Here is a 14,357-nt window from a genome sequence, read left to right as displayed (position 1 = left end):
GTCGATCGATTGCCGGAGTGTAGAGGATTTCTCAGGCGAGTTTCTCGAGGATCTTCCAGCACATGATGCCAAAGATGCCGAGGGTGCCGATCCACATCATCAGCACGCCGGCATTGCGCTCGCGCAGGCTGAAACCGATGGTCAGCAGCATCAGGAAAAGGAAAACCGGCACGAACAGGGAGATGAAGGGTGACATGAACAGAATCCTTCTGTTGTCGGGGGCATGCTTGAAGCATAGCGCGTTGAGGGGCGGAGAATTCGTGGGTAAGCCCACTCCTGCTGGAGCGTTGATGCACCTGTAGGAGCGGGTTTATCCGCGAAAAGGCCTAGCTGATATCAAGGCAGTTCGCGACTGCGATAGAACGCCGTCAGCACCTTCACCAGGTGCGCCAGGTCCTGGCTGCCGCACAGCTCGCGGATCGAGTGCATGGCGAAGGTCGGCAGGCCGATGTCGACGGTACGCACGCCCAGGTGGCTGGCGGTGATCGGGCCGATGGTCGAGCCGCAGCCCATGTCGCTGCGCACCACGAAGCTTTGTACAGGCACTTCCTCGGCCATGCACAGGTGGCGGAAATAGCCGGCGGTTTCGCTGTTGGTGGCGTAGCGCTGGTTGTTGTTGACCTTGATCACCGGGCCGGAGTTGAGCTTGGGCCCATGATTGCCGTCATGCTTTTCGGCGTAGTTGGGGTGCACGCCGTGGGCGTTGTCGGCCGACACCAGCAACGAGCGCTGGATGGTGCGCACGTATTCGTCGCCATCGGGCAGCAGACGTTGCAGGGTCTGCTCGAGCATCGGTCCGTCGGCGCCGCACGCCGAGCAGGAGCCGACCTCTTCGTGATCGGTGCATACCAGCACGCAGGTTTCGTCGCTCTCGGCGGCCAGTAGCGCCTGCAGCCCGGCATAGCACGACAGCAGGTTGTCCAGGCGCGCACCGGCGATGAAGTCGCCATGCAGGCCGATGACCGCAGCGCTCTGGGTGTCGTAGAAACTCAGCTCATAGTCCAGCACCACGTCGGCGATCAGGCCGTGCTCGCGGGCCAGTTGCTCGGTGAGCAGGGCTCGGAAGTCGACACGCTCGTCGCCGGCGACCTGGGCCAGGATAGGCGGCAGCTCGTTCTGCGGGTTGATCGGCCAGCCCTCGTTGGCGGTACGGTTGAGGTGGATGGCCAGGTTGGGAATGATGGCGATCGGCAGCTTGAAGTCGACCAGTTGGCTTTCGACCTTGCCATCGCGGCGGAAGGTGACGCGTCCGGCCAGCGACAGGTCGCGGTCGAACCAAGGGGCGAGCAGGGCACCGCCATAGACTTCGACGCCCAGTTGCAGGAAGCCCTGGCGCTGCAGTTCGGGCTGCGGCTTGACCCGCAGGCACGGGCTGTCGGTGTGTGCGCCGACCATACGGATGCCGCCAATCAAGGGCGAATGCTTGCCCAGGCGAATGGCGATGATCGAAGAGTCGTTACGGGTGACGTAGTAGCGTCCGCCGGGCACGGTGGCCCAGCTGTCACGCTCGTCCAGACGCTGGTAACCGGCGGCTTCGAGGCGCTTGGCCAGGCTGGCGGTGGCGTGGAAGGGCGTCGGGGAGGCCTTGAGGAAATCGATCAGGCCGGTATTCAGTGCTTCGCGCATAGCTCACTCCAGACAGCAGTGGCGCGAGTTTAGCGTAAATGGTCCGGAATTTGTGCGGGCCTCTTCGCGGGCAAGCCCGCTCCTACAGGGTTGGAGGTGACCCCTGTGGGAGCGGGTTTACCCGCGAAAGGGCCGGTGCAGCCACAAAAATCTAGAACGGCGCCGGGCACTCGAACTTCAACCGCTGCCCAGACACCGGGTGAGTAAAGCTCAGCATCGATGCATGCAGGCACAGCCGTTCATGGGCCGCCAATGCCTCGGGGTTGGCATACAGCCGGTCGCCCAGCAGCGGGTGCCCGATCGACAGCATGTGTACGCGCAACTGGTGCGAGCGTCCGGTGATGGGCGTCAGTTCAACCCTGCAATGATCGCCACAGCGTTCCAGTACGCGCCAGAAGGTCAGGGCATGCTTGCCCTGCTCATGGTCGACCACATGGCGTGGCTTTGTGGGCGGGTCGTAGCGCAGCGGCAGGTCGATACTGCCACTGTCGAGCGTCGGCTGGCCCCAGCACAGTGCGGTATAGGCTTTCTCCGTCTCGCGGTCGTGGAACTGGCGCGACAGCTCGCGGTGGCTGTCGGCATCGCGGGCCAGGAGAATGATCCCGGAGGTCTCCCAGTCCAGGCGATGGACGATCAGCGCGTCGGGGTAGCCGTTTTCCTGCAGGCGGGTGATCAGGCAATCCTTGTTGTCCTCGGCACGGCCTGGCACCGACAGCAGCAGGGTCGGTTTGTTGATCACCAGGACGGCGGCGTCTTCGAAGAGGATCTGGATGTTCGACAGCGGCATGTTCAACGGTTCTCTGTAAAGCACTGTGGGAGCGGGCTTGCCCGCGAAGAAGGCCGGTACAAGTGCCAGAGTGATGGCGCCAGTACCGGCCTTTTCGCGGGCAAGCCCGCTCCCACAGGGGATCGCGGTGTGACAGGGGTTTCTATCAGCGATCCGGCAAGGTGATGTTCAGTTCCAGAATCGAGCAGCTGCCCTGGTTTTCCAGCTCGATATGCACGTCATCGTTGCCGATGTTCACATACTTGCGGATCACTTCGAGCAGTTCTTTCTGCAGCGCCGGCAGGTAGTCCGGTTCGCTGCGCTGGCCGCGCTCATGCGCCACGATGATCTGTAGACGCTCTTTCGCTACCGACGCACTGGTCTGTTTCTGTCTGCCACGAAAGAAGTCAAAAAGGTTCATGGTTTATTTGCCTCCAAACAGGCGCGCGAAGAATCCTTGCTTCGGCACTTCGATGAAGCGCAGAGGCTTCTCTTTACCCAGCAGGCGGTCGACGGTATCGCTGTAGGCCTGGCCGGCGTCGCTCTGGTCGTCGAGGATGACCGGGATACCCTGGTTGGATGCCTTGAGGACCGCTTGCGACTCGGGAATCACGCCCTTGAGCTTGATCGCGAGGATCTCTTCGACGTCGGCGATGCTGAGCATTTCGCCCTTTTCCACGCGCTCGGGGTGGTAGCGGGTGATCAGCAGGTGTTCCTTGATCGGCTCCTCGCCGTTCTCGGAGCGGCGCGACTTGCTCGACAGAATGCCCAGCATGCGGTCGGAGTCACGTACCGAGGAGACTTCCGGGTTGGTCACGACGATGGCTTCGTCGGCGAAGTACATCGCCAGGTGCGCGCCTTTCTCGATACCGGCCGGGGAGTCGCAGATGACGTAGTCGAACTGCTCCTTGAGCTCCATCAGGACCTTTTCGACGCCTTCTTGCGTCAGGGCGTCCTTGTCGCGGGTCTGGCTGGCGGCCAGCACGAACAGGTTCTCAAGGCGCTTGTCCTTGATCAGGGCCTGTTGCAGGTTGGCTTCGCCGTTGACCACGTTGACGAAGTCGTACACCACGCGGCGTTCGCAGCCCATGATCAGGTCGAGGTTACGCAGGCCGACGTCGAAGTCGACGATCACAGTCTTGTGGCCGCGCAATGCGAGGCCGGTACCGATGGCGGCGCTGGTGGTGGTCTTGCCCACCCCCCCCTTGCCGGAAGTAACCACGAGAATCTTGGCCAAGGTGTTTCACCCCTAAATAAACGGGACCCGAAGTCCCAGCAAATGCAAAAAAGGCAACGGTGGAAAAGTTGCTCTTAAAATGGCGGCAGTATCCGTTAAAGACGGGTGATGTTCAACACGTCGCCGACCAGGCTCACCTGCACGCCCGAACCCCACAGCGGGTCGCGGCGCAGGTCTTCGCAGACCTTGTACTGACCGGCGATGGAGACCATTTCGGCCGTCATCTGCTGACAGAAGATCCTGGCTCGGGTGTTGCCCTTGATACCAGCCAGTGCGCGGCCACGCATGGCGCCGTACACATGGATATTGCCATCGGCGAGAAGTTCCGCACCCGGGCTCACCGAGGCGGTCACGATCAAGTCGCCGCCCTGAGCATAGATCTGCTGGCCGCCACGTACAGGGCTGGTGATGATGCGGGTCGGGCGAACCTCGGGTTCGGCGGCCACAGCGGGTGCCGGAGCGGGCTCGACTTTCTTCACTTCCGGCTCAGGTTCCAGCGGGCGTTCGCGGGCGCCGGAGGGCGGCAGGACCGGCAGGTCGATGGCGATCGCCGCGGCGATGTCCTCGATCCGGCTGGCGCGGATCGCCAGGGTGCGCAGGCCATGGTGACGGCAGATGCGCATCAGCCCGGGCAGGTCGATGGCGCCTTCGTCCGGCGGCAGTTTGTCCAGGGCCAGCACCAGCGGTGTGTTGCTGAAGAAATTGGGGGCCTGCGCCACTTTCGCCGCCAGTTGGCGGTCGAGGGCTTCGAGGTCGTTGCGCGCCAGTTCCAGCACAGTAATGGCGAGCATGCTGCCCTTGAGCTGGAACACGGTGGCGGAGTCGGGTGTCTGGTTGAGGCTCATGGTCTGCATAGACGGCTTGTTGCGAAAAAAGTGCCCTGACTTATAACGATAAGACCGATTGGCCGCAACCTGCGGCCAAAGGTTGTAGAATGCCAGGCCTTTGTCTTACCGGAAGCTTCAATGGATCGTCCGCGTTTTCGTCCCTACTTCCTCCATCCACGTTTCTGGGGCCTGTGGCTCGGCCTGGGACTGCTGTGGCTGGTGGTGCAGTTGCCTTACCGAGCCTTGCTGTGGCTCGGCAGCGCCCTGGGCGCCGTGATGTATCGCCTGGCCGGCGAGCGTCGGCGCATTGCCGCGCGCAATCTGGAGCTGTGTTTCCCGGCACTGTCCGGCGACGAACGGCAGCGCCTGCTGAAGGCAAACTTCGCCTCTACCGGCATCGCCTTCTTCGAAATGGCCATGAGCTGGTGGTGGCCCAAAGCCAGGCTTGCCCGCCTGGCACACATCGAAGGTCTGGAGCACCTGCAGGCAGCCCAGCGTGACGGGCAGGGCGCCATCCTCATGGCGGTGCATTTCACCACGCTGGAGATCGGCGCGGCCCTGCTCGGCCAGGAGCACACCATCGATGGCATGTACCGCGAGCACGGCAATCCGGTGTTCGACTTCATCCAGCGACGCGGTCGCGAGCGGCACAACCTCGACTCCCTGGCAGTGGAGCGCGAGGACGTACGCGGCATGCTCAAGCTGCTGCGCGGCGGGCGGGCGATCTGGTACGCGCCGGACCAGGACTACGGCACCAAGCAGAGCCTGTTCGTGCCGCTGTTCGGCATCCCCGCCGCCACGGTGACTGCAACGACCAAGTTCGCCCGACTGGGCAAGGCGCGGGTGATTCCGTTCACTCAGAAACGCCTGGAAGATGGCAGCGGCTATCGTCTGGTGGTGCATGCGCCGCTCGAGGATTTCCCAGGGGAGAGCGAGGAGGCCGACTGCCTGCGCATCAACCAGTGGGTCGAAAGTGTGCTCCGCGAGTGCCCCGAGCAGTACCTGTGGGCGCACCGGCGCTTCAAGTCGCGGCCCGAAGGGGCGCCGCGGCTGTATGACAAGAAGAAGCGCTGATCCGGGGTAGTGGCTGCAGGCCCTTTCGCGCCCCGACTTGCCCGCGAAGGGGCCGATCCTGACAAAACCGACAAACCAGGAAGGAACCGATGGCCCCACCCCCGACTACTGGCCTGATCCTCTCCGGCGGCGGAGCCCGTGCTGCCTACCAGGTCGGCGTGCTCGCCGGTATCGCCGAACTGTTGCCCGCTGGCGCGCCCAATCCCTTCCCGGTCATCGTCGGCACCTCTGCCGGGGCCATCAATGCCGTGACCCTGGCCAGCGGCGCCACTCGCTTTGGTGAGTCGGTGCAGCGCCTGACCCGCTTCTGGCAGAACTTTCGCAGCCACCTTGTGCTGCGCAGCGACTGGCCCGGGGTCATGCGTCAGGCCAGCCGTTTCGTCAGCCACAGCCTGCTGGGGCTGGGCCGGCAGATGCCGGTAGCGCTGCTCGACAGCAGCCCGCTGCGAGCGCTGCTCAAGGCGCATCTGGACCTGGATGGCATCCACCATGCCCTGGCCAGCGAGCAACTGCGCGCGGTGGCCGTAACCGCCTTTGGTTACGAGTCCGGCCAGGCGGTGACGTTCTATCAAGGCGGCGAAGCGATCGAACCCTGGCTGCGGCACCGGCGTATCGGCGTACCCACTGCGCTGAGCGTCGAGCACCTGCTGGCCAGTTCGGCCATCCCGTTGCTCTTCGCTCCGGTGCGCCTGGGCGACGAGTACTTCGGTGACGGCGCGGTGCGCCAGTCTGCGCCGATCAGCCCGGCACTGCACCTGGGGGCCAGTCGCGTACTGGTGGTGGGGGTCAGCGGTAACCCGCAGCGCCCTGTGCCGCCGGTACAGAGTGCACGGGTGTTCAGCGGGCAACAGCCGAGCCTGGCGCAGATCGGTGGGCACATGCTCAACAGTACCTTCATCGACAGCCTCGAAGACGATATCGAGTTGTTGCAACGCCTGAATCACCTGAGTCATCTGATGCCTGCACATCTGGACGCCCGGCGCCTGGGCCTGGCGCCGATCGAAGTACTGGTGGTGGCGCCCAGCCAGCCGCTGGACGAGATCGCGGCACGTCATCGGCGCGAGTTGCCGGCTGCGTTGCGCCTGTTCCTGCGTGGGCCCGGAGCGACCAGGACCAGCGGGGCCGGTGTACTCAGCTACCTGTTGTTCGAGGCGAGCTACTGCAGTGAGCTGATCGAACTGGGGCGCAGCGATGCCCTGGCCAAGCGCCGGGAGTTGCAGCAGTTTCTGGGGTTGGTGGGCTGAGGCCGCATGGCGGCCCCGCCGCACTCACTCTGAAATCTGCAACTTGCGCGCCTGGGTATAGACGTAGCGCACTTTTTCGTACTCGAACGGCGAGTTGGTCTGGCCATAGCGGAAATTGGTGGTGTAGCGCCGGTCGATCGCCCGCAGCAGGAAGATCTCCGGATGGTCGGTACTGACCTCGGCGACGTTGAGGAAATTCGCTTCGCGCTCGCCGACGTAGTCCACCACCAGGCCTGTGGTGTCGCGCAGGTTCGAGGGACCGAGGATCGGCAGCATGATATACGGGCCTTCCGGAACGCCGTAGAAGCCCAGGGTCTGGCCGAAGTCCTCGCTCTGGCGTGGCAACCCCATCTTGGTCGCCGGGTCCCACAGGCCACCCACGCCGATGAGGGTGTTGAACATCAGGCGCGCAGTGATCTCCGCCGAGCGTTTGACCTTGAGCTGCAACACACTGTTGAACAGGTTGGGCACATCCCCCAGGTTGTTGAAGAAGTTGCTCACCCCGGTGCGCACGAAGTGCGGGGTTATGTAGCGGTAGCCATCGACCGCCGGCAGGAACACCCATTGGTCGAAGCGATAGTTGAAGTGGTAGATGCGCCGGTTCATCGATTCCAGCGGGTCGTAGACGTTCAACGCGGCCAGGGTGGAGCGTTCGAACTCGCGCTGGTCGAGACCGGGGTTGAATTTCAGCTCGCGCAGCGGGTCGAGGAAGCCGTCCGATTCCACGGTAGGCGTGTCGATCACATCGGCTTCGACCACGCTGGTACGCGGTGCGGTTTCTGCTGCCAGGGCGCTGGTACTGACGAGCAGGGCGAGGGCAAGTATGAGTCTGTCAGCCACGGAAGAACTCCAGCATGGCGTCGGCATTGACGCGGTAGTTGAGGTTGCCGCAATGGCCGCCGTGTGGATAAAGGGTCAGCCGGTCGCCGAACACCTTGCGCAGGAAACCGATGTCGCCGGGGCCGAGGATCACGTCGTCGGCGTTGTGCATCACGGCGATCTTCGGGCTGTCGGCGAGGTAGTCCTTGAGGGCGTACAGGCTGACCTGATCGATCAGTTGCAGCAGGCTGTTGCCGTCGGTGCGCGCACGCCACATGGGGATCACCTGCTCGGTCAGGTAGCAGTCGAAGTCGCATTGCAGGGCCCGTTTGAAGAACGGCGTGAGGCTGCTGCCCTCGGTGATCGGAAACTTCGGCGGAATGATCAGGCCGCGGCGATTGATCAGGTCGGAGGTGAAGGCGATGTCGGCTGCCGAGAAACGGAACGAGGTGCCGATCAGCATGGCCATCTGTTCGTTGGACAAATGCTCGCGTGAGTTCTGGAAGTCGTAGAGCAGGGCGTCATTGAGGTCGATGTAGCCCTTGTCCTGGAAGTAGCGCGTGAGTTTTTCCAGCATCAGTTCGTAGAACGTGGTGCTGCGGTCGATGCCCTTGACCTGGGTCTGCACCAGTTTGTCGAGGTTGTTGATCGAGGTGTACAGGTTCACGGGCGGGTTGAGCAGCAGCACGCGCTTGAAGTTGAAGCTGCGCCGGGTTTCGTCCAGATGGCTGACGAACGCCGCGTCCAGGGCGCCGAGGCTGTAGCCGGTGAGGTAGAACTCGCTGACCGGCAGGCGCGGATGCTGGGCGCGTACGGCTTGCATGACCCGGTACAGGTCTTCGGCATCCTCGCGGCTCACGCCGGGCGTGGCGAAGCGTGAGGCGGCGCTCATGAAGTCCCAGCTGGTGGGCGAAGACAACTGCACCACGTGATAGCCCGCCTGGTAGAACAGTTTTTTCAGGTATTCGGCGATGGTGCTGCTGTAGGGCGCGCCGGTGCCGGCGATGATGAACACCAATGGCGCTTCGTGGTCCTGGCGTGCCAGGCGGTAGCGGAGTTTTTTCACCGGCCAGAAGTTGTCCGGCAGGGTGAATTCGCGCTCTGGGCGCAGGTTCAGGCTGTAGTCGGACTGGTTGATATCGTCGTCGCTGGGCAGCGTCGGGCGCTGGTCCGGCGGCGTGGTGGCAATGGTCGCCTCGAACGGATTGGTCAAGGGATAGCCGTAGGTGGCGGGGTCGATGTCCCGCGCAGAGGCGGCCGCAGCCAGAAACAGGCCGCACAGCAGGGCGACGAGGCGCAACGGTCGAAGCATGGAGAGTCCCCCGGGAGAACGGCAAGGCAATGTGGAGCTAGGACCATCGTGCCCCTGGCAAAGTTGCCTGGCGCGCTGTCCTTTATTGTGGCGGATGTTGCCGCGAAGTTGGCCGCTGCGGCAATGACCGCTTCCTCGACATTAGCCGAACCGCGCCATTTTGCCTTGCGCGGCAGGCCTGGGGGATTATCCTGAGCGCCGGTTACATTTTCTGGAGCTGTGCATGAGTCGTTGGTGGCCTGTCGTTGCGTTGCTGCTGTTTCTGCCGGTGTGGCTGGCGGCCAGTTATGGCGTGCGTTTCGGCCTGATGGAAGACGGCCAGTGGGTAGGCCTGTGCGCGGTGCCTGGCGAACACTGGCAGTGCCAGGCGCGGTCGCTGCTGGGGTTGTGGATTCACTTCCAGGTGATCGGCTGGGTGGCGTTGGGGCTGGCCTTGCTGTGCCAGGTGTTGCCGGGACGGCTTGGCTGGTGGGGGGCGGTGCTGGCGCTGGTGGCAGGGGTGCCGGCGCTGGTGCTGTACACGGCGAGTCTGGGGGTTTTTGCGGTGGTTCTGGCGGGGTTGCGGTTGGTCAGGGCCTCCAGCTAGCAGGTTTACCGGTGTTCTTTTCGCAGGCTTGCCCGCGAAAGGAACACCGCCGTTTCAAGCCCTGCGCAAACTGCGCCAAAGGGCAGCCACCATCAGCACACTGACCGCCGCCCAGCTCCAGGCCTGATGATTGTGCAGCCCTTCCTGATACAGCTGCGGCGCAATTCCTGCGCCGATGATGAATGCCAGCAGCGCCACTTCGGCCCTGCGCGCGGCCACCGGTCGCAACAGGTACACCAGCGCCGGCAGCAGCAGCGCTGCGCTGGGGAAGCTGCGATAGCGCGGATCGAAGACCATTGCCAGCATGCTCACCGCCGCTGCGAATCCCGCTGCCAGCAGCCACCATCCCGCTCGCGCCTGCAGCCAGGCGAACAACCGCTCACGCCAGCCTTCGCGTCGGGCCAGGGCCAGCGCGGCATGGGCCAGTACCAGCAGGTTCAGGCCCGCCAGCGCTGCCGCCCACAGCCATTCAGCGACAAAGCGCGCGTTGGTGCGCATCAGCTCGCCCCACAGCCCCAGGCTGCCCGCGCCGACTGCCGCCAGCAGCGGTAACAGCAACGCCGCGCGGGCGTGCGCCGGGCGCCCGGCCAGGCCCAGAGTCGCCAACACCAGCAACGCGCTGGCCAGCCACCACTGTGGCCACTGTGTCAGGTTGCTGACGGGTCCTTCGAGCACGCCTTTGTCCTGCCGATCAGCGTCGTACAGCCCCCAGTAGCCACCCACTGCGCCTTCGCTGGCGCGTTTCCAGGGCTGGTCGAAGGCCTCGATCAGGTTGTAGTGCCAGCCGTTGGCCTCGGCCATCGCGACGAAGCCCCGGATGAAGCGTGCCTCGTTGACCCGGCTTGGCTCTGCGGTCTCGCGCTGGCGGCCTTCGCTGGGCCAGCCGGTTTCGCCGATCCTGACGTCCTTGGGGGCGAAGCGGTTGCCGAATACCTGACGTACCTCGGCGACATGCGCCAGGGCGTCCTCGATGCCGCGTGGATCGTCCTCCCAGTAGGGCAGCAGGTGGATGGTCAGGAAGTCCACCGCTGGCGCCACTTCCGGGTGCTGGAGCCAGAACTCCCAGACGTCGGCATAGGTCACCGGGACCTGCACCTGGGCTTTCACCCGAGTGATCAGTTCGGCCAGGCGTTGGCCGGTGACTTCCTTGCGCAGCAGCGCCTCGTTGCCGACGATCACTGCGCTGACCACGTCCGGGTTGGCGTTGGCCGCCTCGATCAGCAGCGCCACCTCCTTGTCGGTGTCTACCGGGTTGGCATTGACCCAGGCACCGAGCATCACCTTCAGTCCGTGCTTGCGCGCCAGCGCCGGAATCGCCTCAAGCCCCGTCATCGAATAGGTGCGGATGCACTGGAAGCGCTCTGCCAGCAATGCCAGGTCGGCGTCCATGCGCGCAGGGCGCAGGCGAAATGGCTGGTCGAAGGGCGACTGGTCCTTGTCGAAGGGGGTGTAGGAGGCGCACTGCAATTTGTGCGACGGGCTCGCCGCATCGGGCAGGTGCACCGGCTTGCCCAGGCCATACCAGAATGCACCGAGACCGAGCAGGGCGAACAGGCAGGTGATCAGGTAGAGGAGGGTGGTGCGGGGCGTGCTGGGCATCGAGCGGTCCATCGTCTGGCGCGGGTCATCGGTTGAGAGTCGCTGATAGTAGCCCGGCGCCAACAGTTTGGCATGCAAGGATCGCGCAGAACTGCGCGCGTGGATGACGCTAATGGCGAAGTGCTGTCGCTTATCGTTGGGTAAAGGTCGCTGACGGAGCAGGTCGCGCTGTGTTGCAGGTTGATGATGCAATCTCCAAGACCTGACGAGGGGATGCTTTGATGGCGACTACTACAAGAATGCGACGTTTCCTGGGCGTGACCGGCGCCCTGGTGTTGGCCATGGGTGCTGCACAGGCCATGGCCAAGGAAGTAAGCATCGGTTACGTGGACGGGTGGGCCGACAGCGTCGCCACCACCAACGTGGCTGCCGAAGTGATCAAGCAGAAACTCGGCTACGACGTGAAGCTGCAAGCGGTGGCCACCGGCATCATGTGGCAGGGTGTCGCCACCGGCAAGCTCGACGCCATGCTCTCGGCCTGGCTGCCGGTGACCCATGGCGAATACTGGAGCAAGAACAAGGATAACGTGGTCGACTTCGGCCCCAACTTCAAGGATGCCAAGATCGGCCTGATCGTGCCGGAGTACGTCAAGGCCAACAGCATCGCCGACCTCAAGAACGACACCAGCTTCAAGCAGAAGATCGTCGGCATCGATGCAGGCTCCGGAGTCATGCTCAAGACCGAGCAGGCGATCAAGGACTACGACCTCACCGGCTACAAGCTGACGGCAAGCTCCGGCGCGGCGATGACGGCGGAACTTGGGCGTTCGTATGCCAAGCAGCAGTCGATCGCGGTCACCGGCTGGGTGCCGCACTGGATGTTCGCCAAATGGAAACTCAAGTTCCTCGAAGATCCCAAGGGCGTCTATGGTGCGGCGGAAACCGTCAACAGCATCGGCAGCAAGGAACTGGCGACCAAGGCGCCGGAAGTGGCCGAGTTCCTCAAGAAGTTCCAGTGGCAGTCCAAGGACGAGATCGGCGAAGTGATGCTGGCGATCCAGGAAGGGGCCAAGCCTGAAGCAGCGGCCAAGGACTGGGTGGCCAAGCATCCTGAGCGGGTCAAGGAGTGGACGGGTAAATAACCGATAGGGCCAGTGGGTACTTTTCGCGGGTAAACCCGCTCCTGCAAAGTGCGCATTGGCCCTGACTTTGTTACCCGAATGGTAAAAGACTGTTGCATCTAAGACTAAGGTCGTCTGGTTGGCGTCCACCGGCAGCATAAAGTTAAGGCGGGTTCTCCCCTTACTGTGTTGCTGCTAGGACAAAAACAATGAACGACAGCATCTACCGATCGATACAAGAAAGTCCGCGCTTCAAGGAGCTGGTCACCAAACGCGAACGTTTCGCCTGGCTCCTGTCGGCGATCATGCTCGGCCTCTACTGCGCTTTCATCCTGCTCATCGCCTATGGCCCGCAGATTCTCGGCGCCAAACTCAGCCCCGGCTCTTCCATCACCTGGGGCATTCCTCTGGGCGTCGGCCTGATCCTCTCGGCATTCGTCCTCACCGCCATCTATGTGCGGCGTGCCAACGGCGAGTTCGATGAGCTGAACAAGGCGATCCTGAAGGAGGCGCAGCAATGATTCGTCACGCCAAAACCTTGGCCGTACTGGCCTGCGGTGCCTTCGCACCGGCCGTGTGGGCTGCCGATGCAATCAGCGGCGCGGTGCAGAAACAGCCGTTGAACATGTCGGCGATCATCATGTTCCTGGCCTTCGTCTGCTTCACCCTGGGGATTACCTACTGGGCCTCGAAACGCAACAAGTCGGCTTCGGACTACTACGCCGCAGGCGGGCGCATCACCGGCTTCCAGAACGGTCTGGCGATCGCCGGTGACTACATGTCGGCTGCTTCCTTCCTGGGTATTTCCGCGCTGGTGTTCACCTCCGGCTACGACGGCCTGATCTACTCGATCGGCTTCCTGGTCGGCTGGCCGATCATCCTCTTCCTGATCGCCGAGCGCCTGCGCAACCTGGGCAAGTACACCTTCGCCGACGTTGCTTCCTATCGCCTCGGGCAGAAAGAGATCCGCACCCTGTCGGCCTCGGGCTCGCTGGTGGTGGTGGCCTTCTACCTGATCGCGCAGATGGTCGGCGCGGGCAAGCTGATCGAGCTGCTGTTCGGCCTGGACTACCACGTCGCGGTGATCCTGGTCGGCATCCTGATGTGCCTGTACGTGCTGTTCGGTGGCATGCTGGCCACGACCTGGGTGCAGATCATCAAGGCCGTGCTGCTGCTCTCCGGTGCCAGCTTCATGGCGCTGATGGTGATGAAGCATGTGGGCTTCGACTTCAACACCCTGTTCTCCGAAGCGATCAAGGTGCATGCCAAGGGCGAGGCGATCATGAGCCCGGGCGGCCTGGTCAAGGATCCGATCTCGGCCTTCTCGCTGGGCCTGGCGCTGATGTTCGGCACCGCAGGCCTGCCGCACATCCTGATGCGCTTCTTCACCGTCAGCGATGCCAAGGAAGCGCGCAAGAGCGTGTTGTATGCCACCGGCTTCATCGGTTACTTCTACATCCTGACCTTCATCATCGGCTTCGGCGCGATCCTGCTGGTCAGCACCAACCCGGACTTCAAGGACGCCGCCGGCGCCCTGCTGGGCGGTAACAACATGGCGGCGGTACACCTGGCCGATGCCGTGGGTGGCAGCATCTTCCTGGGCTTCATTTCGGCCGTGGCCTTCGCCACCATCCTGGCTGTGGTTGCCGGCCTGACCCTGGCGGGTGCCTCGGCAGTTTCCCACGACCTGTACGCCAGCGTATGGCGCAAGGGCAAGGCCAACGACAAGGACGAGATCCGCGTGTCGAAGATCACCACCGTCGCGCTGGGCGTCCTGGCGATCGGCCTGGGTATCCTGTTCGAGAAGCAGAACATCGCCTTCATGGTTGGCCTGGCCTTCTCCATCGCCGCAAGCTGCAACTTCCCGGTACTGCTGCTCTCGATGTACTGGAAGAAGCTGACCACCCGCGGCGCCATGATCGGCGGCTGGATGGGCCTGATCAGCGCGGTTGGCCTGATGATCCTCGGCCCGACCATCTGGGTGCAGATCCTCGGTCATGAAAAAGCCATCTACCCGTACGAGTACCCGGCACTGTTCTCCATGATCATCGCCTTCGCGGGTATCTGGTTCTTCTCGGTCACCGACAAGTCCAAGGCTGCCGATGACGAGCGTGCACTGTTCTACCCGCAGTTCGTTCGCTCGCAGACCGGCCTGGGCGCCAGTGGTGCGGTTTCCCACTGATCGTTGATGCCGAGTACGACGCCC

Annotated in this window: 15 protein-coding genes; 6 read left to right on the top strand and 9 right to left on the bottom strand. The window is 63.3% G+C overall.

Features of this window, described 5'->3' with window-relative positions; genetic code table 11:
• Nucleotides 1–31: 31 nt before the first annotated feature.
• From IAE40_RS07865 to minC, 6 genes are all read right to left on the bottom strand, one after another.
• Nucleotides 32–196 carry a hypothetical protein gene (locus IAE40_RS07865; RefSeq protein WP_177339392.1) on the bottom strand — a complete coding sequence of 55 codons (165 nt, stop codon included), beginning with the start codon at nt 194–196 and terminating at the stop codon, nt 32–34.
• A gap of 140 nt (nt 197–336) precedes the next feature.
• Complete coding sequence (locus IAE40_RS07860) at nt 337–1,626, bottom strand: M18 family aminopeptidase (protein WP_200602957.1); 1,290 nt, start codon at nt 1,624–1,626, stop codon at nt 337–339.
• A 151-nt stretch (nt 1,627–1,777) separates the two neighbouring features.
• Nucleotides 1,778–2,413, bottom strand: coding sequence for an RluA family pseudouridine synthase (locus tag IAE40_RS07855; RefSeq protein WP_200602956.1), 636 nt, complete (start codon nt 2,411–2,413; stop codon nt 1,778–1,780).
• A 145-nt stretch (nt 2,414–2,558) separates the two neighbouring features.
• Complete coding sequence (minE, locus tag IAE40_RS07850; RefSeq protein WP_003252572.1) at nt 2,559–2,813, bottom strand: cell division topological specificity factor MinE; 255 nt, start codon at nt 2,811–2,813, stop codon at nt 2,559–2,561.
• A gap of 3 nt (nt 2,814–2,816) precedes the next feature.
• Nucleotides 2,817–3,629 carry a septum site-determining protein MinD gene (gene minD / locus IAE40_RS07845; protein ID WP_054893840.1) on the bottom strand — a complete coding sequence of 271 codons (813 nt, stop codon included), beginning with the start codon at nt 3,627–3,629 and terminating at the stop codon, nt 2,817–2,819.
• Nucleotides 3,630–3,724: 95 nt separating this feature from the next.
• Entirely contained in the window at nt 3,725–4,483 is a 759-nt protein-coding gene (gene minC, locus IAE40_RS07840; protein WP_063545803.1) for a septum site-determining protein MinC, read from the bottom strand.
• Between the two features lie 111 nt (nt 4,484–4,594).
• Between minC and IAE40_RS07835 the strand changes: the two genes are divergently transcribed.
• Together IAE40_RS07835 and IAE40_RS07830 are read left to right on the top strand one after the other, a co-directional pair.
• Nucleotides 4,595–5,530, top strand: a complete 936-nt coding sequence (locus IAE40_RS07835) for a lipid A biosynthesis lauroyl acyltransferase (RefSeq protein ID WP_153772837.1) — start codon at nt 4,595–4,597, stop codon at nt 5,528–5,530.
• A gap of 89 nt (nt 5,531–5,619) precedes the next feature.
• A complete protein-coding gene (locus IAE40_RS07830) occupies nt 5,620–6,774 on the top strand; it encodes a patatin-like phospholipase family protein (protein WP_197890715.1) in 1,155 nt (384 codons plus the stop codon).
• Between the two features lie 24 nt (nt 6,775–6,798).
• On the opposite strand, the gene IAE40_RS07825 is transcribed toward IAE40_RS07830, so the two are convergent.
• Both IAE40_RS07825 and IAE40_RS07820 read right to left on the bottom strand, forming a co-directional pair.
• Complete coding sequence (locus IAE40_RS07825; protein ID WP_054893844.1) at nt 6,799–7,614, bottom strand: MlaA family lipoprotein; 816 nt, start codon at nt 7,612–7,614, stop codon at nt 6,799–6,801.
• Nucleotides 7,607–8,905: a serine/threonine protein kinase gene (locus IAE40_RS07820; RefSeq protein ID WP_065862161.1), complete on the bottom strand. Its 1,299-nt coding sequence runs from the start codon at nt 8,903–8,905 to the stop codon at nt 7,607–7,609. The genes IAE40_RS07825 and IAE40_RS07820 overlap by 8 nt, the downstream gene beginning before the upstream one ends.
• A gap of 223 nt (nt 8,906–9,128) precedes the next feature.
• Between IAE40_RS07820 and IAE40_RS07815 the strand changes: the two genes are divergently transcribed.
• The gene (locus tag IAE40_RS07815; protein WP_063545798.1) at nt 9,129–9,491 is read left to right on the top strand and encodes a hypothetical protein; all 363 of its coding nucleotides are present in this window, start codon (nt 9,129–9,131) and stop codon (nt 9,489–9,491) included.
• 54 nt (nt 9,492–9,545) lie between these two features.
• Here IAE40_RS07815 and IAE40_RS07810 read toward each other — a convergent pair whose 3' ends face one another.
• Complete coding sequence (locus tag IAE40_RS07810; RefSeq protein ID WP_200602955.1) at nt 9,546–11,102, bottom strand: glycoside hydrolase family 17 protein; 1,557 nt, start codon at nt 11,100–11,102, stop codon at nt 9,546–9,548.
• A gap of 209 nt (nt 11,103–11,311) precedes the next feature.
• On the opposite strand from IAE40_RS07810, the gene IAE40_RS07805 reads away from it, so the two are divergent.
• From IAE40_RS07805 to IAE40_RS07795, 3 genes are all read left to right on the top strand, one after another.
• Complete coding sequence (locus IAE40_RS07805) at nt 11,312–12,172, top strand: glycine betaine ABC transporter substrate-binding protein (protein WP_200602954.1); 861 nt, start codon at nt 11,312–11,314, stop codon at nt 12,170–12,172.
• Nucleotides 12,173–12,360: 188 nt separating this feature from the next.
• Nucleotides 12,361–12,672, top strand: a complete 312-nt coding sequence (locus IAE40_RS07800; protein ID WP_063545796.1) for a DUF485 domain-containing protein — start codon at nt 12,361–12,363, stop codon at nt 12,670–12,672.
• Nucleotides 12,669–14,333: a cation acetate symporter gene (locus IAE40_RS07795; protein ID WP_054893849.1), complete on the top strand. Its 1,665-nt coding sequence runs from the start codon at nt 12,669–12,671 to the stop codon at nt 14,331–14,333. The genes IAE40_RS07800 and IAE40_RS07795 overlap by 4 nt, the downstream gene beginning before the upstream one ends.
• Nucleotides 14,334–14,357: the final 24 nt, after the last annotated feature.

The organism is Pseudomonas sp. S44 (assembly GCF_016624805.1).
GTDB lineage: Bacteria > Pseudomonadota > Gammaproteobacteria > Pseudomonadales > Pseudomonadaceae > Aquipseudomonas > Aquipseudomonas machongensis.
Note: the sequence above shows the minus strand (reverse complement) of the source record. Positions and strands in the feature narration are given on the sequence as shown.

Bases quoted from the DNA above. Each gene is read 5' to 3' on its own strand.
- IAE40_RS07865 (WP_177339392.1), bottom strand. From the start codon at position 196: ATGTCACCCTTCATCTCCCTGTTCGTGCCGGTTTTCCTTTTCCTGATG.
- IAE40_RS07860 (WP_200602957.1), bottom strand. From the start codon at position 1,626: ATGCGCGAAGCACTGAATACCGGCCTGATCGATTTCCTCAAGGCCTCC.
- IAE40_RS07855 (WP_200602956.1), bottom strand. From the start codon at position 2,413: ATGCCGCTGTCGAACATCCAGATCCTCTTCGAAGACGCCGCCGTCCTG.
- minE (WP_003252572.1), bottom strand. From the start codon at position 2,813: ATGAACCTTTTTGACTTCTTTCGTGGCAGACAGAAACAGACCAGTGCG.
- minC (WP_063545803.1), bottom strand. From the start codon at position 4,483: ATGCAGACCATGAGCCTCAACCAGACACCCGACTCCGCCACCGTGTTC.
- IAE40_RS07835 (WP_153772837.1), top strand. From the start codon at position 4,595: ATGGATCGTCCGCGTTTTCGTCCCTACTTCCTCCATCCACGTTTCTGG.
- IAE40_RS07830 (WP_197890715.1), top strand. From the start codon at position 5,620: ATGGCCCCACCCCCGACTACTGGCCTGATCCTCTCCGGCGGCGGAGCC.
- IAE40_RS07820 (WP_065862161.1), bottom strand. From the start codon at position 8,905: ATGCTTCGACCGTTGCGCCTCGTCGCCCTGCTGTGCGGCCTGTTTCTG.
- IAE40_RS07815 (WP_063545798.1), top strand. From the start codon at position 9,129: ATGAGTCGTTGGTGGCCTGTCGTTGCGTTGCTGCTGTTTCTGCCGGTG.
- IAE40_RS07810 (WP_200602955.1), bottom strand. From the start codon at position 11,102: ATGGACCGCTCGATGCCCAGCACGCCCCGCACCACCCTCCTCTACCTG.
- IAE40_RS07805 (WP_200602954.1), top strand. From the start codon at position 11,312: ATGGCGACTACTACAAGAATGCGACGTTTCCTGGGCGTGACCGGCGCC.
- IAE40_RS07800 (WP_063545796.1), top strand. From the start codon at position 12,361: ATGAACGACAGCATCTACCGATCGATACAAGAAAGTCCGCGCTTCAAG.
- IAE40_RS07795 (WP_054893849.1), top strand. From the start codon at position 12,669: ATGATTCGTCACGCCAAAACCTTGGCCGTACTGGCCTGCGGTGCCTTC.